Below are 21,908 nucleotides of genomic sequence, written 5' to 3'. Positions count from 1 at the left end.
GGAAGGGCATCGGTCGATGGTTACCGGGCCATCGGTGTTTCGACAGAATCGACCATCTATTGCATGCGGTGCAACCAAAGCTTCACGCTGAAGAGCAACCGAGCCACGCTGGAAGAGTTTGAAAGACAACGAGCTCCCTTCATGCTGCGCGATGCTGCAGCATGCCGGAACGCTTCATGCGTCAACCATGGACTTTTCAACTCCGACGGCTACCAGTCGTTCGGCAAAAGCCGAGGGGGCTCAGCGCGGTACCGATGCAAGGCCTGCAAGCAAACCTTCACGGTTTCACAACGCGCGACGCTGCGCCAGCGCCAACCGGAAGTCAACGAGTTGGTACTGAACTTGCTGGTCAATAAAATGCCCATGCGCAGGATCTGCGAGGTGGCAGATGTCCAGCCTGCCGTTTTGTACTCGCGCATACGTTTTTTCCACAAACAGGCCATCAGCTTCGTGGTTGACCGCGAACGCGCTCTGCAAGAGCGGCTCAGCTTTCAAAAGCTGCGGATAGCAGTCGACCGCCAGGATCACACCTTCAACTGGGCCTCCAGCGCTGATCGCCGCAACACGAAGCTGTCAGCGACGGGCAGCGCAGACTGCGACAGTGGATATGTCTTCGGGATTGAGCTTGACTTCGATCCAGCCAGGAATCCGTTCGAGGTCGACTTGCATGCTCGCGAAATTGGCGACTACGAATTGACAGGGCCGTTTCGCCGGTACGCGCAGTTCTTTCTGCCCGGGGACGAAGAGCTGGGCAAGGCCGTCCCAGCTGGCGTTGCCCTTGCAGAAGAAGGAACCAAGCTACCCGCGTCAGGCCTGCGCATCCATGCTGAGTACGTCCTCATGGGCCACTTCCAGTTTTTGCGCTGGCTAATGCCCAACGTGGGAGCATTTGACTTCTATCTTGACCAAGAGCCCAACATCCGCGGCGCTTTTCTAGCAGCGTGCCTGGATCTTGTTGCGCAGAAGCGGGCGGATGCCTACTTTGTACGGATTGGTAAGGAGCTCACGATCGATGAGAGGAAGCTGGCCGTCGCACACAGCGAGACCTACTTGTCAGGCTTAAAGAAGCAGTACCCGAAACTCACTCGACGCCAGATCGCCCACGAAGTCATGAAGCAGCGCTATCTGCAGGTGCGCAAGTCAGAGGCCAACGCGGCCAATCGGTGGGTCACCAGCATACTGCCGCACATGGGCGAGCCGCTCAAAGAGGTCAGTTGCCTGACCGACTGGGGAGATGCCGATGTGGACCGAATCGCAGGGGGCATGCTATCTGCGAGCTTGCATCCCATTGATCGATTCTTCATGTTGCTCCGTAGGCGCGTGAGCCTGCTGGAGCGACCCATCGCCTCGGCCAGTTCAGGTCATCGAACTTGGTACGGCTACAGCGCCTACAACCCGGAAATCGCGCAAAAGATCATGGGGTTGTTTCGCGTGATCTACAACTACAGCATGACTGGCAAAGACGGCAAGACCCCCGCGATGCGGCTGGGCTTGGCCGACAAACCCGTGCCTCACAAAGAGATCCTCGATTTCGTTTAGTCGCCTCCGAAGCGATACTTGTTCGCCAGATCGGGATCTTTCAGTGTCAGATAAGGATGTTGCCCGGGGGCTGGCTTTTCGGCGGCACCGCCGCGCTCCAATCGATGGCGGTACAAAAAGTAGCTCACCAAACATTTCCGGATGGCCGATGACCACAGGAACTCTGCGTCGCCAGTGGACTTCATTCCAAATTCGCGTGCGACAACAGACTTCTGGCTGGTCGACAGGCGCAGAGCGGGAATCACGTCTACAGTTTCTGTTTCATGCCACATCTTGTCGTCCGCGGCGGCAACGGGTGCCGTAGCTGCGTCCAGCGACGCATGGCTGCACCTGGCCAACACAAAGTCCCGGAACTGCTGGTGGCGACCGTCAAAAGCGCGGACGTGCCAGCGGTCTCCGTTGAACACCAGCGTGTGTGGCCACAGAGTCCGAGGCACGGGGTCGGCTTCATTGAATGATTGGTAAGTGACTGCCAGACCACAGCCATCGCGCAGGGCCTGCATCATGAGGCGCAGCACGTCAGGGTCGATGCTGCCAGTGGGTTGCGTGATGGATTCTGCCGACGTGACATGCCCCAGTGCAGGGACGACAGCGGTTGACTTGCTGGTGCTGTACACCTGAAGCAGCGACAAGTACTCTTCCGCAGAGCCAGATGCCAGCAGAGGCTTGAAGTCGCGGCCCCGGATGTAGGCCTTCCTCTCCACGTCGTATTCCAGCGAGTGGGCATGGTGCTGTCGGTACCGCCTGAAGTCCCTGGAAAGATGGTTGGGCGTGACGTCGAAGACCTCGCACACCTGTCCCCGGCGCACGAAGCCGTCCCAGATCAGCCGTGCCTCAATGAACTGAAGGCGCTGCTTCTGGGCAAAACTCAGAGTATCAAGCCAGACGACATCCATACCTATCACGACGAGTAGCTAATTGCAGACGAGTGTAGCACTGCTCTTGATTTATGCACTTACTACGGTAAACTCACTGCTAAGAAAACACTTTTAGAAAGACGTCCGCGTGGAAGGTGTGCTGAACCAGTGGTTGGACGCTTGGGGCTACTCAGACGCCCCGGGCTCGCTGCACGTGCACGGCGATTCCGTGGATGGCCAGCATCCGTATCGCACCGAGATCCGGGGACTGCTTGATCCCAAAGGGGCGATTCGCGCCAAGGCTGTGTTTGACGTCGAGGGCGTGCCGACGATTTGCTTCCTCGAGAGCAATGGTGAGGCGCTTGACAGTCAAAGCTTGATGCGTGGCGTGCGCGAGCGCGCATGGAACCAGAACCTGGTATCTATCGTGCTGGTGGTTGACGATACGCATGCACTCGCGGCACCGACCTCGTTGCCCGAGGCTACGTTCGAAGAGATCGAATTCAAACAAGCCAAGCCCTTTGGGGCCTTCTCCCGGGCGGACATTCAATCGGGCGAAGTGTTCTCGCGCCATACGCAGTGGTTTGCGCCAGAAAATCGGGTCGACCGAAAGCTGCTGTCGAACCTTGGAATCATCGTGGACGCCTTGACCCAAGAGGGCTTGGACAAGGGTGCAGCGCAACTGCTGATGGCCCAGGTGATGTTCGTGGCCTACCTGGAGCACCGCGGCATCGTTGGGGACGAATACCGCAAGCAGAGAGAGGTGGGCAGCCTCTTTAACTTGGCCAAGCACGCAGATCGCAAAGGCATGATCGCTTTGATGAAGCGGGTCAAGAAGGATTTCAACGGGGACTTGCTGGAACCCGATGGTGGCCAGTCGGTCTGGAGCAAGCTCAGTGAAGTGGCCTTCCAACATCTCAACGAGTTCCTGTCCCACGTTGACATGGCCGACGGGCAGAAAAGCTTCTGGCGCTACGACTTTCGCTTCATCCCGGTCGAGCTCATCTCAGGCATTTACGAATCCTTCCTCGCCGAGGACAAACGAGACGTGGGCGCGTACTACACCCCCCGTCATCTGGCCGCTTTGGCAGTCGATCAGGCGTTTGCTGGCTCGGCCGACATCTTGGCCGAGCGCGTCCTCGATGGTGCGTGTGGATCCGGAATTTTGCTGACGACCGCCTACCGCCGCATGCTGGCTTATGGGGAAGCCAAAACAGGTGCTCAGTGGCCGTTTGCCAAGCGCGTTGAACTGCTCCAGCAAAACATCTTCGGCTCTGACATCAACGATTCCGCATGCCGTGTCACGGCATTCAGTTTGTACCTGTGCGTTTTGGAGAACCTTCAGCCGGCCGACCTTTTCAAGTTGACGGCGCAGGGTATGGCGACATTGCCCACGCTGGATGGCCACAACATCGTACGCGGAGCAAAGGGCGACTTTTTCTCAGACAAGAACCCACTGGTCAAGCGTGGCAATTTCACTCTGCTGATATCCAACCCACCATGGCTGGAGCCCAGCGGCAAGGAGTTGCTGTCATCTGACGTTTGGGCCACTGCACAGGGGCACAAAATTCCGCGCAGGCAGGTCTGTCTGTCCTACATGTTGCGCGCGATGGATGCAGTGGACCCTGTGAGGGGGCGATTCTGTTTCATCCTGCCGGTCAGCAGTCTGGGTGCGGAGACCAGCCAGCCCTTTGTGAAGGAATGGCTGCGCCGCTGTGAACTCGACACGGTGATCAACTTTGGCGATCTTCGCAAACTGCTTTTCGAAAACGCCAAGCAGCCAACGCTGGTCGTTGCAGCGCGGCCGCGCCGGCCTCGGGATGCGATTGCGTCGCCGGAAACTTTCGAGTACTGGACGCCGAAAGCCGACGTCAGTCTGGCCTTTGGCCGGTTGACACTGCACGGTGCCGATCGGCACACAGTGCAGACCTCCATGTTGGCCCATGACAACTCGGTGCTTACCACGCTGTACTGGGGTACGCCACAGGATCAGGCCACGATTGCCAGCCTGGAGATGCGTGGACAGATTGGTGACCTGCTCGATGAAACCGGCTGGCAGATGGCCAAGGGTTTCCACCTCAAGGACAGCTCGGTCAGCACTCCCGTGTCGGTAGAGTCGATTGCAAGCGCACCGTATCTGGATGCACGAAAGTTTGCCTTGCATGGCCCCCTGCTGGATGAGGGTGTGCTCGAGCGTTTTCCGCAGAAGGTGACCCACGTAGCCAAGCTGTCAGACAAGATCTTGGGCGCGTTCAAGGGCCCGCGCATCGTGTTCAAAGACGGGATGACGTCTGAGCGAGAGATTTGCGCAGGCTTCAGCACCAAGCGTTTTTCGTTCAACAGCAGCACGACAGCGATCGTGGCTTCCCCCAAAGACGCCGACTTGCTGCGATTCTTATCGGTCTACCTTCACTCCGACCTGGTGCGTTACCTCCTGCTGTTGACAGCCTATCAAATCAGCTTCGAGCGCGAGAGGGTTAGCCTGTTGAACGTCAAGCGTTTGCCTTTCGTGCACCCACGTGACCATTCGAATCCGCAGCGTGCTGCTGCGATCGTGGCGGAGGTGGCAGAGTTCGTACGGGAGATGGAAGCTTCCCCCATGATTGGTCGCCAGGGCATGTTCGATCGCTGGAGGACACAGGCTGAGAAACTGATCAGCGAGTACTTCGGTTTGACAGCAATGGAGAAGGCGCGGGTGCAGGAGATGGTCACGCTGGTGGTACCCAGCATGCAGCCACCCTCGTATGCCAGGTTGGTAACGCCACTGCAAATGCGCACGAGTGATCGCGATCTGCAGCGTTACGTGAAGGCGCTGCTGGCGGAGCTCGCTCAATGGCGCGATGCGATGGATGGATCAGGCGACTTTGAGGCCAGCTTGACGATCGGCTCTGCACAGGCATGCGGTGCACTGGCGGTCATCCGCCTAGATGTACAGGCTCAAAAATCAGCTGAGGGTCACCATGCACGGCCCGAGGTTGCGGACCAGGCCGTGGCTAAGTTGGTGCGGACGTTGCAAACCAGCGAACTGCTGCCGGTTCAACTTCGCGAAAACCTCTACCTTGCGGCTGACGTGGTGGTGCGCCATGGCGATTCGCTCTATCTAATCAAACCGATGGCCCGCCGAATGTGGCTGCAGGCGCAAGCCTTCCGAGACGCTGAGCGGATTGTTCGCTATGTACAGGCGCAGGCTGCGCAATGAGCAAGCCCGCCCCGCGACAGACGTCGCGAGATGAATGGATGAAGGCTTTTCCGGCGAACGAAGCACGCCGTGCCGCGCAATTCGTCTTCGACAAATGGAATGATCTCTCGGCCCAGGCCCCAAAAACTTTCCACTCTGGGAATCGCGAGAACCACATCACAGAGCGCTTTGGCATGCACATGCCCAAGATTTCGCTGTCCCAAGCAAGGCTGATGGGGTGGTGGAGCTACGAGGAACCCTCTGGCGAGTCGGAAGTCGTCAACGGAGAGCTCAAACCAAAAGGCCGAATCCGAAAAGATCTGGTTTACAAGTCGAACAGTGGCAAGGTGCGTATAGAGCTGATCTTCGAGTTCAAGAAGCTTGAGGCAACCAAAACGAGCTGCAAGGTCTATCGGGGAACGGAGGGAATGCGCCGATTTGTCGACGGTGAATACGCGAAGGGCCTTCCTATCGCCTTCATGGTCGGCATGCTCATTGGAGACGCTTCAAACTGCGTTCAAACGCTGCGTCGATCGCTGTTGTCGACGGCTGCAAAAGCTGATCTGAGAATGGTCAGTGACGATGCTGGCGAGTTGATTCGCGATCCTTCAGCAATGTTTCCTGGTCTTGCGCACTTCGACACGGAACACAACAGATTGTCCGGCAGCGCGCCGGCCCACGGCACCATGCTGCTTTCGCACATGTTTGTCGTGCTTCCAGATCCTCCCGATCCTGGCACATGACGGCAGTATTTTTGGACATGGTGGTTCAACAACGGTGAGCTACGGTTGAGTTTTGCCACTTTTGGTTTGACCCATGATGCAGTCCCCAACTGGCGTGGTGGCGGCATTGCCGGTCTATCTGCTGGTGTACCTGCTGTTGCAGCGCGAGAAATGGTGGGTGGCGCTTCTGATGGACGCCAACAGCGCGGTGGTGGCCTAGTTGCTGTTCCACCGCCTGCTCAGTCTGGCTTGGCCGCCGGCGCTATGGCCTGTGGTCATATGAAGCTGCACCCACTGCAGTGTGGCTTCTGTGCCATGCGACAGCCATTGCCTCGGCGGTATGCGTAACTGCATGTAGAATCTAGGGTTTTCCCGGCCCGCCGGTGCCTCGCAACCTGTCGCGAGATGCACCGATCACAGGACAGACCCTTGTAACTCGCGACCGTTCACAACACACATTGACCGCACCGGCACTGCCCGGCGAGCGGCAAAAGTGTTTGGTCATGCGTCAGGGCGCCGTACCCATTGGTGCGGTTGTTTGAAGATCCATCTTCAAACCAGCCAGTCAATCGCTCCGTTTTCCCCGCTCCGCCGCGATGCCCATACAAGGTCCGCACGGCTTGAGCACACCCATCGAATTCATGAAATCTATTCAACAGGACTGGTTGTCCAACATCCGTGGCGACCTGCTCGCCGGCATCGTCGTTGCACTGGCGCTCATCCCTGAGGCCATCGCGTTTTCCATCATCGCCGGAGTCGACCCCAAAGTCGGGCTGTACGCCTCATTCTGCATTTCAGTGGTGATCGCCTTCACTGGCGGTCGCCCCGGCATGATCTCAGCCGCCACCGGCGCCATGGCGTTGCTGATGGTCACGCTGGTGAAGGACCACGGCTTGCAATACCTGCTGGCCGCCACCGTGCTGACCGGTGTGCTGCAGATCATTGCGGGCTGGGTGCGTCTGGGCGTGCTGATGCGTTTTGTCTCGCGCTCGGTGGTCACCGGCTTTGTGAACGCGCTGGCCATTCTGATCTTTCTGGCGCAGCTGCCCGAGCTCACCAACGTGAGCTGGCATGTGTACGCCATGACAGCAGGAGGTCTGGCCATCATTTACGGCTTTCCCTACATCACCAAGGCCGTTCCGTCGCCGCTGGTGACCATCGTGGTGCTGACCGCCGTGGCCATCTTCATGAACATGGACATCCGCACGGTGGCCGACATGGGGGAGTTGCCCGACAGCCTGCCGTTCTTCCTGATCCCGCAGATCCCGCTCAACCTGGAGACGCTGCTGATCATCTTCCCGTATTCGCTCACGCTGATGGTGGTGGGCCTGCTCGAATCGCTGATGACGGCCACCATCGTGGACGACCTCACCGACACCAAGAGCGACAAGAACCGCGAATGCGTAGGCCAGGGTGTGGCCAACATCACCAGCGGTTTCATCGGCGGCATGGCGGGCTGCGCCATGATCGGCCAGTCCATCATCAACATCAAGTCGGGCGGACGCGGGCGCTTGTCATCGCTCGCGTCGGGCGTGTTCCTGTTGCTCATGGTGGTGTTCCTCGGCGACTGGGTGGGTCAGATCCCCATGGCCGCGCTGGTGGCCGTGATGATCATGGTGGCCATCGGCACCTTCAACTGGGCCTCGCTAAAGGGCCTGCGCGACAACCCTCGCAGCTCCAGCGTGGTGATGGTGGCCACTGTGGTGGTCACAGTCGCCACACACGACCTGGCCAAGGGTGTGCTGGTGGGCGTGCTGCTCTCGGGCTTCTTCTTCGCGCACAAGGTGGGCCAGATCCTGCGCGTGCAGTCGCGTGCTGAGGACGATGGCCGCACACGCACGTACCAGATCCTGGGCCAGGTGTTCTTTGCTTCGGCCGATCGCTTCACCAACTCGTTTGACTACAAGGAAGTGGTGGACAAGGTGCGCATCGACGTGAGCCGCGCACACTTCTGGGACATCACGGCCGTGAGCTCGCTCGACAAGGTGGTGCTGAAGTTCCGCCGCGAGGGCACCGAAGTGGAGGTGGTGGGCCTGAACCAGGCCAGCGCCACCATGGTGGACAAGTTCGGTGTGCACGACAAGGACGGCGCCGAAGATTTGCTGATGGGGCACTGACATGGACAGCACGAACATGAATTTCGAGAACAAGGTGCTGGCCTGTGTGGACCAGTCGCCCTACGCCGACCACGTAACCGACGCCGCCGCCTGGGCCGCGCTGCGACTGGGCGCACCGCTGGAGCTGCTGCACGTCATCGACCGCCAGCAAGGCATTACCCCTGTGACCGACCACAGCGGTGCCATCGGCGTAAACGCACAGGAGAACCTGCTCAACCAGCTGACCGAAGACGAGGCCAGCGTGGCCGTTCGCGAGCGTGAACAAGGCCGCGTGTTCCTCAACCGCCTGCGCCTGCGCGCCCAGGCCAGCGGCGTGGCCGAGCCCGACATGCGCCAGCGCCACGGCTCGCTGGTGGAAACGCTCACCGAACAGCAGGCCGATGTGCGCCTGGTGGTCATGGGCCGGCGCGGCGAATCGTCCACCACCACGCTGCGCGACCTAGGCCGCAACGTGGAGCGTGTGGTGCGCGCCATGGAGCGCCCCATCCTCACCGTCACCGACAACTTCACACCGCCGGCCCGGGTGTTGATCGCATTTGACGGCGGCTCGGCCTCACGCCACGGCGTGGAAATGGTGGCTGCCAGCCCACTGTTCAAAGGCATTCCCTGCCACCTGCTGATGGTGGGCAAGGAAGGCCGTAGCGAGGCTTCAAAGCAACTGCAGGTGGCGCAGGCCGCGCTGATGGCCGCCGGCATCGACACGTCAGCGGCCCAGGTGATGGGCGATCCGGAAACCGCGGTGGCGCGATACATCGATGAACAAGGTATCGACATGCTGGTGATGGGCGCGTACACCCACTCGCCCCTGCGCAGCCTGTTCATGGGTAGTCGCACCAGCGAGCTGCTCAGGGCGGCCAAGGTGCCCACCCTGCTGCTGCGCTGAACACGCCGGGCAAATCGACATGGAACCCTCCCACACCCCATTTGCCCAACTGATCGCCGATGAACTCGCCGGGGTGAGTACCTCACTGGAGCAGGCAGCTGACGAAGCCAGCACGGTGGAGCTGGACCAGACCAGCGTGGGCCGCCTCTCGCGCATGGACGCACTGCAGCAGCAGGCGATGGCGCAGGAGCGCCAGCAGCGGCTGCGCCAGCGTCAGCGCCAGCTGCTGGCGGCACAAGACCGTTTGGCGCAAGGCGCCTACGGCCGCTGCTGCGAGTGCGACGAAGACATCGATCCGGCCCGTCTGCGGCAGGACCCGGCCGTGGTGTTCTGCATGGCTTGCCAGATCGAACGCAACGACCCCGACCGATTGCGCTGAAGCCTCAGGCAGCGCCCTCTCGTCACACAATTTTTTTGAGGAGAAAATTGAAGATGTTGAGTACAGAAGAAGCAACCAGTGGTTTGGATGCGACCAGAAATCATCGAATCGACTTGAATGCGCGTTCAAGCGTTCACAAGCTGATGCTGGAGTTGCTCGAGTCCGCCGATATTCAGGTCAATGGCGACCAACCTTGGGACATGCAACTCCATGATGCGAGCCTGCCCGAACGTGTGTTCTCTTTGGGCAATCTCGGATTGGGCGAAGCCTACATGGACGGGCATTGGGAGGCGGACAGGCTGGATGAGTTTTTTGATCGCATCCTCAACGCAAGGCTCGATGCCAAAGTGAAACCGCTTCGGCTGGCTTTTCACGCGCTGCGGACTCGATTGATCAACCGCCAGAATCGAAAGCGCGCCTGGAAGGTCGGCAAAGTCCACTACGACCTGGGCAACGAGTTTTACGCCGCCATGCTCGACGAGCGCATGACCTACACCTGCGGCTACTGGTCCGGTGGCGCACAAACACTGGCGCAGGCTCAAGAGGCCAAGCTCGACATGATCTGCCGCAAGCTGCAACTGCAACCCGGCATGCGATTGCTGGACATCGGCTGCGGCTGGGGCAGCCTGATGGGCTTCGCGGCCGAGCACTATGGCGTTCAATGTGTGGGCGTGACGATCTCCCAAGAGCAGACCGCTTGGGCGCAGGAGCGGTACCGGGGTCTGCCGCTCGAGTTCCGGCTGCAGGACTACCGGGAAGTGGACGAGCCATTTGATCGCATCGCCAGTGTGGGGATGTTCGAGCATGTTGGGCGCAAGAACCACCGCACATTCATGGAAGTGGCACACCGCTGTCTGGCGGATGACGGGCTGTTTCTACTTCACACCATCGGCAAAAACACCCGTGAGGGAACGCCGGATGCGTGGATCGACAAGTACATTTTCCCAAACGGCGACCTGCCTTCTATCGGGCAGATGGGCGATGCCTTCGATGCCTTGTTTGTGGTGGAAGACCTGCACAGCTTTGGCCCGGACTACGACAAGACACTGATGGCCTGGTACGCCAACTTCGAGGCCGCCTGGACTCGTTTCAGCGAGGAACTGGGAGAGCGATTCCACCGCATGTGGCGCTACTACCTCTTGTCCTGCGCAGGAGCCTTTCGGGCTCGGGACATCCAACTGTGGCAGTGGGTCTTGACCAAAGACGGCCTGCGTGGCGGATACCGTCGCCCCTGAGTCCCCCTCAAAGCACAGCGTGGCCCTCGGGTGTTCACCCTGTTTGCTGAAGCAGCTCCTTCGCGACCAACTCCAGCATCAGCGTCTCACGTTGGATGGACATGCCCATGGTGATCTCCTGCCGCTGCAGGACGGCGCGGTTGTGGTTCAGCGCCGTGCGAAGGTCCACCCACATGGGACGCATGCCGTTGCTCTTTTCATAACCCTCCATCCTCGTTGCCTTCAGCTCCTGGTCGATCTCGCACAGGAAGAAGTGAGAGGTCATGTGAAGCAGGTCGAACCCGCCCTTCCCGTGGGGCCGGTATTCCTCAAGGTACCCAAAGTCGCGCAGCACACGCGTGTTGGTCGCGCCGGTTTCTTCTTCCATCTCTCGCTGAAGGCCCACGGTCAAGCTCTCGCCCGGGTCAACGCCACCGCCAGGGAAACTGAAGTCGTTGTACCGCTCCGTGAAGAGCAATAAGACGGATTGCTCGCGCAACACGATGCCACGCGCAGCCTGGCGTTTGAGCACTGTGCCGTTCATGCTGGCTACCCGCGGGTGAATCAATTGGGAGATGAGTCGCATGGCTGTCGGTTCGGATCGCCCCGAAGGGAGGAACCGGCAAGCTTAACGTTGCCGAACATACTGTCTTCCGACGTTCAGCAATGCAAATGGCGAACGTCGAGCCTGCGAAACCGCGCCGCCTGGGTCGGGCTGCCGAGCCGGGGGTCGTCATCGCCGATGCCAAACAGTTCCAGCGCGTAGCCATGGCGCATGGCCACACCGCAGGCCCACTGGCGGAACCGGGCGCGCGGCCATTCGAAGCAATGTCCAGGTTCGCGCATCTGCCCTGGGGCCATGCCGAAGAGCACGTTGTATTCCTGATTGGGTGTGGTGATCACGACAGCGGAAGGGCGCCATTGCTCAAAAAGCCAGCGTTCCAACCGAGAGAGCCTGGACGGGGGAATGTGCTCAATCGTCTCCACCATCGCCACGGCTTCAAGCCCGAGAAGATCTTGATGGGGGTCAGTGAACGACCCGTGAATCAGTCGAAGTCGGCCCGTCCGTATTTCTGCTGAGTTGTCTCGCTCCACCTTCCACAAGGCCGCCGCCGAAACGTCAACCCCCACCACGGAGTGAAACCCTGGATGGGCAAGCAATCGCTGTACGAGCAAGCCGCCGCCACAGCCCAGATCAGCCACCGACGTTGAGCCACAGTCCAGCAGGTGTGTGAGCACAGTGTCAATGCGCATCGCATGCAACGCTGTGGGCTCACAGGGGACGGTGTCGATGGCGGAGCCCGAAAGCTCAAGCCAGGAAAAATCCTCCTCAGTTTCTGAAGTTCGTCTGGAATTTCCGCGCCACATCACCGCTTGCCGGATGCAAATTCTTCCCCAGCATGCCCGGTTTTGGCATGGTGGATTCCGTCAGCGGTGATGGCGCAGTCGGTGGTCAACAGCATTCCTGCAACCGAGACCGCGTTGCGCAGTGCGCTGCAGACAACCGACGTCGGGTCCATGATGCCGAGTTCGAGCATGTCACCGTAGCGCCGGTGGACCACATCCAGACCATGCGCAACTGGAAGTCCTTCAATGAGACTGAGCTCTGGCAAGGCCTCCATGCCGGCATTCCCGACGATTTGCAGAAAGGGCTCGGACAGTGCCTTGACCAGCACGGCGACACCGGCGGCGACGTCTTCACTGTCCGTCGGCACCGAGGACGCGGCTGCTCGTGCGCGCAGGTAGGCAACGCCTCCGCCCGGCACGAGTCCCTCCCGGCTGGCCGCTCGTGCCGAATGCAAGGCGTCATCCAGGCGGTCCGAGATTTCCTGGTATTCAAGCTCGGTGACAGCTCCCACCCTTATCGATGCCACAGCTGTGGCCAACATGTCACGGCGCTCTCGCGCCTGGGCACGATCCACCTCGCTGTCCGCCGCGAGGGCCATGTTGCGAAGCGATTCGATGTGGCGATGGAGATCGACAGACTTTCCCCCGCCACCCAGAAACACCGAATGCCGCTCGGAGGCCTCGAATGCCAGAGCCGTTCCCAGCTCGGACAAGGCCAGCTTTTTCAGCGTGTGACCCGTGAGCGGATTCAGAGGCTGCGTTCCTGTGGCCAAGGCCAGATCAACCAAGCCCTCTCGTCGGCGTTCCCCCATCCAAGGAGCCTTGATGGCCACCAGCTTGAGTGATGCGTGACCAGCGTTGGCACACAGGAGTTGCAAGGCACCCTCAGAGAAATCTTCGGCGGCAATCACCAACGCCCCTCCATTTTTGGCCAAGCGCTCCAGCAGATCCACCAGATCGACGCAAACTTCGATCGTCCCGAAGGCGACCAGCACCCACGGCTTTTCAAGCCTCACCCGCTGTCGTACCTGGTCGGTTGCAAATCGCATCGATACAGGACCTGTTTCCCATTGCAATCCGTCCACGAGATGGAGTTCGCTGCGCAACCCACGGCCTGGCTCGATGTGCACCACGCCTTCTGTGCCCACACGATGCAACGCATCGGCCACGAGCCGTCCGACATGGCTGTCGCCATTGGCCGCCAGGGTGGCCACCTGCTTCAACATGTCAGGTCCGCAACAAGCCACGGAATGCTTGCGCAGATCAGCCAGCGCGGCTGTGGCAGCCTGCTCCATGCCGTGCTTGAGCTGCGTTGGGTCAACCCCCACGGCCAGGTGCTTGATGCCCTCGCGCAGCAAGGCGTGGGCAAGCACCGTGGTCGTGCTGGTTCCGTCGCCAACTTCGTCGGCGGTGCGCTGCGCGGCTTGTTTGACCAATTGGACTGCGAGGTCCTCAAATCGATTCTTCAACTGAATTGTCCTGGCCACGCTCACGCCATCCTTGGTGATACGCGGTGGATCGTCCGCGCGCTCCAGCACCACATGGCACCCTGCAGGCCCCAGGGTGGCCTTGACGGCCGCAGCCAGCACATCGACGCCCCGCAGCAGCTCAAAGCGCAAGTCGGGTGTCTGAGTCTCCATGTTCAAATTCATTGCGAGATCCTTTCAATAGGACGATTTGGGTTCATGCATTGCGGCGGCGCAGATCCACCTCGGACTGGCAGTCGTTGCAGAAAGGCGCTGAGGGATCGAAATGCAGAACCTCGGGCTCAACGCTCAGATTGCATTGGCAGCACAGGCCGTAGATGCCTGCATCCAGGCGGTCCAGCGCTGCCTGAGCTCGCCGACGGCGAATGCGCGTGCGCTCAATGGTGGCGGGCATGTCAATGGCCGGTACATCGCGCTCAACCTGTTTGAGCTGCTGCACCAGCCTTGTGCGAACGGCCTCGATGTCCATCTGTTCCGGGGAAGCGTGATCCATGTTCATTCCTTTCGTGTGAGAGTTCAGGAGAGAGCGTCAAACAATGCGCGGCTGTGCGACCAGCCCCGCGTGCTCGCGCATGGGGTGAAACACGATGTCGCGCCACTGCTCCTGAGCCACCTGAAGCTCGGCGCGGTAGGTGGCCAGGAATGCCGGGGCATCCACTGCGTCGTAAACGATCCGGTGGGCGTTCACATCGAGGAAGCGACGCAGCTGTAGCGGGTCGTTGGAACTCACCCAACGCGCGGACTGGTACGACGCGGGTGCAATGCGCGCGCGCACGCCGTATTCGTGCTCAAGCCTGTGCTCAACCACCTCAAACTGCAGCGTTCCTATGGCACCCAACAGGGTGCCGCTACCGTTGGCTTGGCGAAACACCTGTATCGCTCCTTCTTCGCCCAACTGCTTCAACGCCTCTCGAAGCTGCTTGGCACGCATGGGGTCCGCCAACTCCACCGTGCGGAACAACTCGGGCGCAAAGAACGGCAAGCCTGTGAACTGCAGCATTTCCCCCTCGGTCAGGGTATCGCCCAGTTGCAACTGACCGTGGTTGGGCAAGCCGATGATGTCGCCCGCCCACGCCTCTTCGAGTTGCTCACGGCGCTGAGAAAGAAACGACACCACGTTGGACGCTCTGAACTCCTTGCCGTTGCGGCACACCTTCAAGCGCATGCCCCGGGCAAAGTGCCCCGAACACACACGCACGAATGCAATGCGGTCGCGGTGCGCCGGGTCCATGTTGGCCTGGATTTTGAAAACGACACCGGTGAAGGCGGGCTCATCGGGCTCGACCCAACGCTGCAGTGCTTGCCGAGGCCCAGGCGGTGGGGCAAGGTCCACCAAGGCGTCAAGCACCTCCCGCACGCCGAAGTTGTTGATGGCCGAGCCAAAGAACACGGGGGTTTGTTTGCCGAGCAGAAAAATCTCGCGGTCAAACTGTGCACCCGCCGTTTGGACCAGGTCGATGTCGGTTCGAGCTTGTCGAAACTCATCGCCAAATCTTTCTGCGGCCACCGGGTTGTCCAGCCCCTCAAGACACTCATCCGCATCGCGGGCTCTGTCCTCCCCAGCGCGAAAGACCCGCATCCGTTGACCGGGGATGTCGAACACCCCACGGAACGTTTTTCCCATACCGACAGGCCACGACATGGGAACCGTCGGTATGGCGAGCACACGCTCGATTTCGTCGATGAGGTCTAGGGGTTCACGAACCTCACGGTCCAGCTTGTTGACGAAGGTGATCAAGGGCGTCTTGTGCGCACGGCACACTTCCAGCAGCCTCAGCGTCTGGGCCTCCACGCCGTTGGCCGCATCGATCACCATCAATGCCGCGTCCACAGCGGTGAGCACGCGGTAGGTGTCTTCACTGAAGTCCTGGTGCCCGGGGGTGTCGAGCAGGTTGATGACGCATCCGCGGTATTCCATCTGCATGACCGAACTGGCCACGGAGATCCCTCGCTGCTTCTCGATCTCCATCCAGTCTGAAGTGGCGTGGCGGGTCGCCTTTCTGCCCTTTACGCTGCCAGCGATGTGAATGGCCCCTGCGTACAGAAGCAGTTTTTCCGTCAGCGTTGTTTTTCCTGCGTCGGGGTGGGAAATGATTGCAAACGTTCGGCGGCGCCGGGTCTGCGTCACGGATTCGGTGTGTGATGGGCTGGTCATCGGGAGCCCTCAGAACGAAGCCGATGCACCGCCCGGTGCTGGCTCTGAGTCCAGGGGCATCTCCGCCCTGTAGCAACCCAGAACGTCCTGCCCCAACAACCTGACCCTGATCGTGTCGCCCACATCCAAGCCCTGTCTCAGGGTGCTCGGTGTCATTCGCGAGGAGTGAAGCAATGCAACTTTGCCGTCCTCTGTCGAAAGCCGGACGCCAAAAAATTCGATCACCTCAACCACCACGGCTCGAACAGTCGCGCCATTCTTCAATGCGTCGCCTGCAATCGTCTTGAACTGCTTGCAAGCCATCTCCAGCAGTTGGGCGCTGGGAGCCGAGATCGTCACCAAACCATGTTCGTCAACCCGGATGCAGGTGCCGATGGCTTCGCACAGCTCGGCAACCGCGTCGCGACGTCGAACCATGACCTCATGGTTGAGCGCAGGATCGATGTGCATCGTCTGGCTCCAAGGCGTTGTCGGCTCGGTCGTATTCGGCAGATCGACCAACGCTGCACGCATCTCCGTCAGACGTGAGCGGCACAGGTCCACGCCTTGTAACAGCGCTGTTTCCAGCTGACCCAGTGAGATTCCAGGCGTGTTCGCCATCAACTGAACTGCGGTCAGTCCGTGGCAGGTACCAGCCAGCTTCAGATGAGCGTCCAGCAACGAGTCCTCGCCAGGCAGTGGATCGGCCAGCACGAGGCATTGATCTCCATGCACCAGCAGCCCCAGATCGGCGCCAGCCACCCAAGCCTTGATAGGGGTACCTGCGCTGAGCATGGCCAGACATCCACCCCCCACGCCGGTCATGGCGGAGCTGGGTGTTTGAATACCTTCGCCCAGTGCGGGTGTGGTGTATGCGGCCAGGCGCGCGCGCGAATGCATCACGGGTGCAAGCGCCATGGAGACAAACGGGAAGAAATCACGTTTGTGGTCTGCCATCCCATGCTCGGTGCCCAAAGCCAATGGCACCTCAACCCGCGCAGTGTCCGACGGAGCAAACTTGAGGAACACATCTGTGAGCAAAGCTTCACTGGAACCGAGGCCATTGAAATGGCCCATCGACAGGCCGGCTGCGGCGGAGATGCACGTCTGTGATCGCCCGCTGTGAATCATCACAGAGCTCCGGCCATTGACCTGGGGTATGAGGTTCAACGTCATCTGACCAGGGTCGCCAGCGGATCGACCGTCAAAGCGGCCTAGACCCGCCAACAGACGTTGTCGCATGAACGTGCGTTCCATTCTCTGCAGGGCGAGATCAACCTGACCCGACTCAAATCGATGACCCGCAGTCTTGAGCCGACTGGCGCATCGGGTTGAAATCGCGCGCAATGCCATCCGGCGAGCAGAAACCACACTGAACCGGCTGGCAGCCTGAATCGCCTTCTCGACGCTAGCTGCAACCTGACCAACCTCGTCGGACACCAAACAGATCTGCTGCGCACTCGACTCCATAGAGGCCAAGTCGCCCCCCATTGCTTCGACCGCCTGGTACACCGGCAACAGGCTCTCCTGCAGCTGGTCTATGGCGCCAATGAGCACTGGGTGAGGCACGTCTCGCGCGTGCGCCCTTAGGAGGAGCACGCCCTTGCGGGCAACAACCGCGAGAAAGTCAAGATCACTCGTCGAGCGCTGTGTCTCGCTCGGCATCAAAATCAGGTGGGAGTCCATGACTGCGGCACGTATGGCGACGGCCAGCGGAACGCGCAGCTCTTTCAACAAGTGCATAGCCGCGCCCACGCCCTGCAAGACCGCCACCTCGACGGCGGGGTCGGAGTCGGCGGTTAGCACCCGGACCATGATGCGCAACCTTGGCGAGACATCTTCTGGGGTCAAGGCATCAACCAACAGCCGGATCAAGTCACCTATCTCGTCGCTGGCTTTTTTCGCGGAGGCCTCCCGGTGCAACCCTCCACTTGTGCGGTTGCTCGACGCATTGGCAAAGTCGACCGCCAAGCGAGTGGAGTCGGCGTTTTTCAAGCCCACCGGTTCCAGGGCAACCGAAGTCAGCACACACGTCTTGCCCATTGTGAGCTTGACTGCACTGGTCAAGTCACTTGGCAATTCTGGAGATTCAATGTGGATTGTTTGGGTACCGAGAAGGTACGAGGAGTGGACACGCATGCAGGACCGCTTTCCGTTGGAAAGTTTGAGGGCCCGCGATGAGAACGCAAGCCAAGCGGCCACTGTGGGGAAACGTCGACCGGGGTCCGGTCGTTGGGCCTCAAAGCATTCGCGGAGGCCGCGCGTGTCACATCAGGTGCAAGCCTGGGCTGAGCGAAGCTCAGCGCGAGAGGCAAGTGCCGTCAAGGACGGCTGATGGTGTGTGTTGCTACATCGGTCTGGTGACATTCTAAAACCTGCAGAGAAATCCGTCACCCCCTGCCCACACACTTGACGCGATTTCTCAATTTCTCAATTGCTTGAGGACGACGCGCCTTCAGCCAAGCTCGGTTCTGCAAGTGGGCCAGCAGCGGGAACAGCGAGATGCTCACTGAACAGCCTGTAAACCGTCTCACGGTCCTGGCTCGTGTCGATGTCTGCGCATCGCCCCTTGCTTCTGAAAAACTGCACGATAGGCAACGTCTCTGCCTTGAACGTCTCGAACCGCACCTTCATGCTCTCCACGTTGTCATCGAGCCGCTCTGTGTACTTGGCGCGGCGCAAGATGCGCTGTTCGAGCACAGAATACGGGCACTCAAAGTACACCATCCCGGGAAGCTCGGCGTGCTGGCCGAAAATCTTCTTCCACGCTTCCAGGTTGGACAGGGAACGGGGGAAGCCATCCACCAGGAAACGGTTGCTTCCCATCGTCTGCGCGGCGTTGCTCATGGCAGTCTTCAGCAAGCCCACGGTGATCTCGTCTGGTACCAACTTGCCCGCGGTCACGATGCCTTCAATCAGCGCCGCGTTTGGACCTCCGCCCTCCCTTTCCTGGCGGAGCAGCGCACCTGCGGACAGATGTGTCCAACCCAGCCGGATCGCGGCCAGATCACACATCGTTCCCTTGCCCGCACCCGGCCCGCCGAGTACAAAGACCACCTTGGGGTCTGAAGCTGGCAGCCGAGGATCACTTTGGTGCAACACGACTCTGGGGGCCGGAGCGACGCCCATTTTGTAGGTCTCCCAGTCCCGATCTGTGGGTGGCATGTCCTCATCGCTCGTGACGTGGTAAGCGAGATGGCCATCAAGACGGGAAATACGCCACGATCTGTAAGTGATTGAGTACGAGAGGGACGGGCTTCGAGCACCTCGCCCGTCGGCACGGTCCCAGGCCATCTTCCCGTTCCAGTACCCAGGGCTCGATACCACGTTGGACTCGGACGTGGCAGGAGGCGCAGTCGACGGGACGAACAGGCCGTCGACTTCTGGGAGGCCTGATCCTGACACTTCGACAAAGTATGTATTGGGTTTCTGCTCTTGGGGTTTGGACATGCTTTCTTTCTGAGTGCTGTGACATTGACATGGATTGACGGCGCCTAGGGATAGCCAGCCGTGCACGGTCTGAACCGGGAGGGATGCTGGGGAATGTTCTACTACATGGGTTCATTTTTCTTCACACCAAGTCCGCAGCAAGGGAAAGGAGAGGCTTCGATCAGGGAGTGGCCGAACCCCTGCTTTCTACGCAAATCTGTAGCGGACTTCATGCGACGTTGGTCATCTCGATGAATTCACTATTGCCTTGGCTGGAAGCCGCATTTCTTGGATTGGTGCAGGGACTCACAGAGTTCCTGCCGGTGTCTTCGAGCGCACACTTGCGCATCATTGGGCCACTTCTCCCGTCCGGAGTTGATCCAGGCGCAGCCTTCACCGCGATCACTCAGCTGGGTACAGAAGCTGCCGTGTTTGTGTATTTCCGAAAGGACCTTTGGCGTATTTTGAAGCGCTGGCTTGGTTCGTTTATCTATCCGGCTTTGCGAAGCGATCCTGATGCCCTTATGGGTTGGCTGATCATCGCTGGCACAGTCCCTATCGCGGTGTTGGGTCTGGTCTTCAAGGATGCAATCGAGACCTCGCTTAGGCATCTCGCCATCACGGCTGCGATGCTGATCGGATTCGCGCTAATCTTGGCATGGGCAGACAAACGTGCAGAGCAAAGGCTCACCCTGCGAGATTTGAGCTGGCGTCACGGGCTGTTTTTCGGCTTTGCTCAGGCTCTCGCCTTGATTCCAGGAGTCTCACGCTCCGGTGGGACGATCACAGCGGGGTTGTTGATGGGATACACGAGAGAAGCAGCGGCTCGGTACTCGTTCCTCTTGGCGATGCCTGCTGTGTTGGCTGCTGGCCTGTATCAACTTCGAAGAAGTTGGGAGGTGGGAAGCCCGATCGCGCCTGGTCCCACTGCACTGGCAACACTGATAGCTTTTTTCGTCGGCTATGGTGTCATCGTATGGTTCTTGAAAGTTGTCTCCACCAGAAGCTACATGCCCTTCGTGGTCTACCGCGTGGCGCTGGGTTTGGTGGTGTTCAGCTTGCTCGCCACGGGGACTTTGCAGGCCCAATGAGCTGCTTGAATCCGGCAAGCCGTGAAATATGAATGCGCAGGAGCGGAGACTCAGGCGTCCAAACTGGCTCCGAGCGAATCCCACCGGGTAGGTGCTGGCTGTGACTACAGAACTCGGCCCTATCCGTCAAGACCCACCAAGCGCGGCGGCTCGCGCATGCTTGCTCGAATGTGCAGCTGGTTCATGAGGCGCGTGGTCAGATCACGCAGCTCTTCTGCGCTCCGGCTTTGCAGGGATTGTGGCTCGAACACCCTGAGCATTCACTGTGCCAGCACTTGCACGCACGCACTATTCGTGTGCACCTTACGCGAAAAGAGTGGTAGTTTCACCACAAAAACACCGGTGAAAAAATAAGTCCCTCGCTGCCGAAGCAGGAGGGACTTGAACCAGTCAATTACGTAGCCAAGCAGCACCTTCGTGGGCCGGCTACGCCCATCTAGAGCCCCATTTGTCGATGGGCGCAATCGCTAAATAGACGTCAACACTTTAATTGAACGGCTCGCGAGAAATCGCGGGGCTTTTTGTTTTTGCGCTCGGCTCGAGCTACTTCATCAAGGCTTCGAGCTTGATCGTGTCCGCCACGAACGCCCGGATGCCCTCGGCCAGTTTCTCGGTCGCCATCGCATCCTCATTCAGGGCGAAGCGGAAGCTGGCTTCGTCGTGGGTCACGAAGGGAATGTCCAACGACTTGGCGGCGTTGGCATCCAGTGCCCGGCTCAAGGGCGCATCGCTGGCGGCCAGCTGGGCCAGCAGCTCGGGGCTGATGGTCAGCAGGTCGCAACCGGCCAGCGCCGTGATCTGGCCCACGTTGCGGAAGCTCGCGCCCATCACCTCGGTGGCAACGCCGTGCTTCTTGTAGAACTCGTAGATGCTGCGCACGGAACGCACGCCCGGGTCGTTGGCACCGGCCATCGCAGCCTCGTCCCAGCCGGTGCCCGCGCTTTTCTTGTACCAGTCGTAGATGCGGCCCACGAAGGGCGAGATCAGCTGCACCTTGGCCTGGCCACAGGCCACCGCCTGGGCGAACGAGAACAGAAGGGTCAGGTTGGTGTGAATGCCTTCGCGCTCCAACCGCGCAGCGGCCTGAATGCCTTCCCAGGTGGAGGCGATCTTGATCAGCACACGGTCCACATGCACGCCGGCACCCTGGTAGAGCTCGATGATGCGGCGCGCGCGGGTCACGGTGGCCTCGGTGTCGAAGCTCAGCCGGGCATCCACCTCGGTCGAAACCCGGCCCGGGATCAGGCGCAGGATCTCGCCACCAAATGCCACCAGCAAGCGATTCATCACCTCATCCAACCCCTGGGCGCCGTGCTTCGCGACAGCGTCCTTGAGCAGATGGGCGTACTCGGGCTTCTGGACCGCCTTCAGGATGAGCGACGGGTTCGTCGTGGCGTCCTGCGGCGCGTAGGCCGCGATCTGGTTGAAGTCACCGGTGTCGGCCACAACCGTGGTGAATTGCTTGAGGGCATCGAGTTGGTTCATGGCCGGATTATCGACCAGCGGGTGTAATAAAATTTCACGCCATCTG

18 protein-coding genes are annotated in these 21,908 nt (G+C 60.0%); 9 read left to right on the top strand and 9 right to left on the bottom strand.

What is annotated here, in order from left to right:
• The first annotated feature begins 141 nt into the window (after window positions 1-141).
• Window positions 142-1,539, top strand: a complete 1,398-nt coding sequence (locus ACODTB_RS07730) for a transposase (protein WP_488929227.1) — start codon at window positions 142-144, stop codon at window positions 1,537-1,539.
• Here ACODTB_RS07730 and ACODTB_RS07725 read toward each other — a convergent pair.
• Window positions 1,536-2,435 (bottom strand): BrxR family helix-turn-helix transcriptional regulator, encoded by a 900-nt coding sequence (locus tag ACODTB_RS07725; RefSeq protein WP_488929226.1) that lies wholly within the window; start codon window positions 2,433-2,435, stop codon window positions 1,536-1,538. The two genes, ACODTB_RS07730 and ACODTB_RS07725, sit on opposite strands and share 4 nt — an antisense overlap.
• A 109-nt stretch (window positions 2,436-2,544) precedes the next feature.
• Here ACODTB_RS07725 and ACODTB_RS07720 point away from each other — a divergent pair, with 109 nt between their 5' ends.
• The 7 genes from ACODTB_RS07720 to cfa all read left to right on the top strand — a co-directional run bounded on the left by ACODTB_RS07720 (window position 2,545) and on the right by cfa (window position 10,910).
• Window positions 2,545-5,595 carry an HsdM family class I SAM-dependent methyltransferase gene (locus tag ACODTB_RS07720; RefSeq protein WP_488929225.1) on the top strand — a complete coding sequence of 1,017 codons (3,051 nt, stop codon included), beginning with the start codon at window positions 2,545-2,547 and terminating at the stop codon, window positions 5,593-5,595.
• Window positions 5,592-6,317: a hypothetical protein gene (locus tag ACODTB_RS07715; RefSeq protein WP_488929224.1), complete on the top strand. Its 726-nt coding sequence runs from the start codon at window positions 5,592-5,594 to the stop codon at window positions 6,315-6,317. Before ACODTB_RS07720 ends, ACODTB_RS07715 begins: the two co-directional genes overlap by 4 nt.
• Window positions 6,318-6,390: 73 nt before the next feature.
• Window positions 6,391-6,516 carry a hypothetical protein gene (locus ACODTB_RS07710; protein WP_488929223.1) on the top strand — a complete coding sequence of 42 codons (126 nt, stop codon included), beginning with the start codon at window positions 6,391-6,393 and terminating at the stop codon, window positions 6,514-6,516.
• Window positions 6,517-6,937: 421 nt separating this feature from the next.
• Window positions 6,938-8,413, top strand: a complete 1,476-nt coding sequence (locus ACODTB_RS07705) for a SulP family inorganic anion transporter (RefSeq protein WP_488929222.1) — start codon at window positions 6,938-6,940, stop codon at window positions 8,411-8,413.
• Window position 8,414: 1 nt separating this feature from the next.
• Window positions 8,415-9,296: a universal stress protein gene (locus tag ACODTB_RS07700; RefSeq protein WP_488929221.1), complete on the top strand. Its 882-nt coding sequence runs from the start codon at window positions 8,415-8,417 to the stop codon at window positions 9,294-9,296.
• 19 nt (window positions 9,297-9,315) lie between these two features.
• On the top strand, window positions 9,316-9,675 hold the full coding sequence (locus tag ACODTB_RS07695) for a TraR/DksA C4-type zinc finger protein (RefSeq protein ID WP_488929220.1): 360 nt from the start codon (window positions 9,316-9,318) through the stop codon (window positions 9,673-9,675).
• A 53-nt stretch (window positions 9,676-9,728) separates the two neighbouring features.
• Window positions 9,729-10,910 (top strand): cyclopropane fatty acyl phospholipid synthase, encoded by a 1,182-nt coding sequence (gene cfa / locus ACODTB_RS07690; protein WP_488929219.1) that lies wholly within the window; start codon window positions 9,729-9,731, stop codon window positions 10,908-10,910.
• 34 nt (window positions 10,911-10,944) lie between these two features.
• On the opposite strand, the gene ACODTB_RS07685 is transcribed toward cfa, so the two are convergent.
• The 7 genes from ACODTB_RS07685 to ACODTB_RS07655 form a co-directional block, all read right to left on the bottom strand.
• Window positions 10,945-11,475 (bottom strand): NUDIX domain-containing protein, encoded by a 531-nt coding sequence (locus ACODTB_RS07685; protein ID WP_488929218.1) that lies wholly within the window; start codon window positions 11,473-11,475, stop codon window positions 10,945-10,947.
• A gap of 74 nt (window positions 11,476-11,549) precedes the next feature.
• Window positions 11,550-12,143, bottom strand: coding sequence for a methyltransferase domain-containing protein (locus tag ACODTB_RS07680; protein WP_488929217.1), 594 nt, complete (start codon window positions 12,141-12,143; stop codon window positions 11,550-11,552).
• A gap of 113 nt (window positions 12,144-12,256) precedes the next feature.
• Window positions 12,257-13,888 carry a chaperonin GroEL gene (gene groEL / locus ACODTB_RS07675; protein WP_488929216.1) on the bottom strand — a complete coding sequence of 544 codons (1,632 nt, stop codon included), beginning with the start codon at window positions 13,886-13,888 and terminating at the stop codon, window positions 12,257-12,259.
• Window positions 13,889-13,919: 31 nt separating this feature from the next.
• Window positions 13,920-14,216 (bottom strand): hypothetical protein, encoded by a 297-nt coding sequence (locus ACODTB_RS07670; protein WP_488929215.1) that lies wholly within the window; start codon window positions 14,214-14,216, stop codon window positions 13,920-13,922.
• 36 nt (window positions 14,217-14,252) lie between these two features.
• Window positions 14,253-15,878, bottom strand: a complete 1,626-nt coding sequence (locus tag ACODTB_RS07665; RefSeq protein WP_488929214.1) for a peptide chain release factor 3 — start codon at window positions 15,876-15,878, stop codon at window positions 14,253-14,255.
• 9 nt (window positions 15,879-15,887) lie between these two features.
• Complete coding sequence (locus ACODTB_RS07660) at window positions 15,888-17,996, bottom strand: hypothetical protein (RefSeq protein ID WP_488929213.1); 2,109 nt, start codon at window positions 17,994-17,996, stop codon at window positions 15,888-15,890.
• Window positions 17,997-18,287: 291 nt separating this feature from the next.
• The gene (locus tag ACODTB_RS07655) at window positions 18,288-19,307 is read right to left on the bottom strand and encodes a nucleoside monophosphate kinase (RefSeq protein ID WP_488929212.1); all 1,020 of its coding nucleotides are present in this window, start codon (window positions 19,305-19,307) and stop codon (window positions 18,288-18,290) included.
• Window positions 19,308-19,474: 167 nt separating this feature from the next.
• Here ACODTB_RS07655 and ACODTB_RS07650 point away from each other — a divergent pair, with 167 nt between their 5' ends.
• Window positions 19,475-20,377 carry an undecaprenyl-diphosphate phosphatase gene (locus tag ACODTB_RS07650; protein WP_488929211.1) on the top strand — a complete coding sequence of 301 codons (903 nt, stop codon included), beginning with the start codon at window positions 19,475-19,477 and terminating at the stop codon, window positions 20,375-20,377.
• Window positions 20,378-20,920: 543 nt separating this feature from the next.
• Here the strand turns inward: ACODTB_RS07650 and tal are convergent.
• A complete protein-coding gene (tal, locus tag ACODTB_RS07645) occupies window positions 20,921-21,862 on the bottom strand; it encodes a transaldolase (protein WP_291114083.1) in 942 nt (313 codons plus the stop codon).
• Between the last annotated feature and the right edge of the window lie 46 nt (window positions 21,863-21,908).

Source organism: Hydrogenophaga sp. FG152 (genome assembly GCF_057809615.1).
Note: the sequence above shows the minus strand (reverse complement) of the source record. Positions and strands in the feature narration are given on the sequence as shown.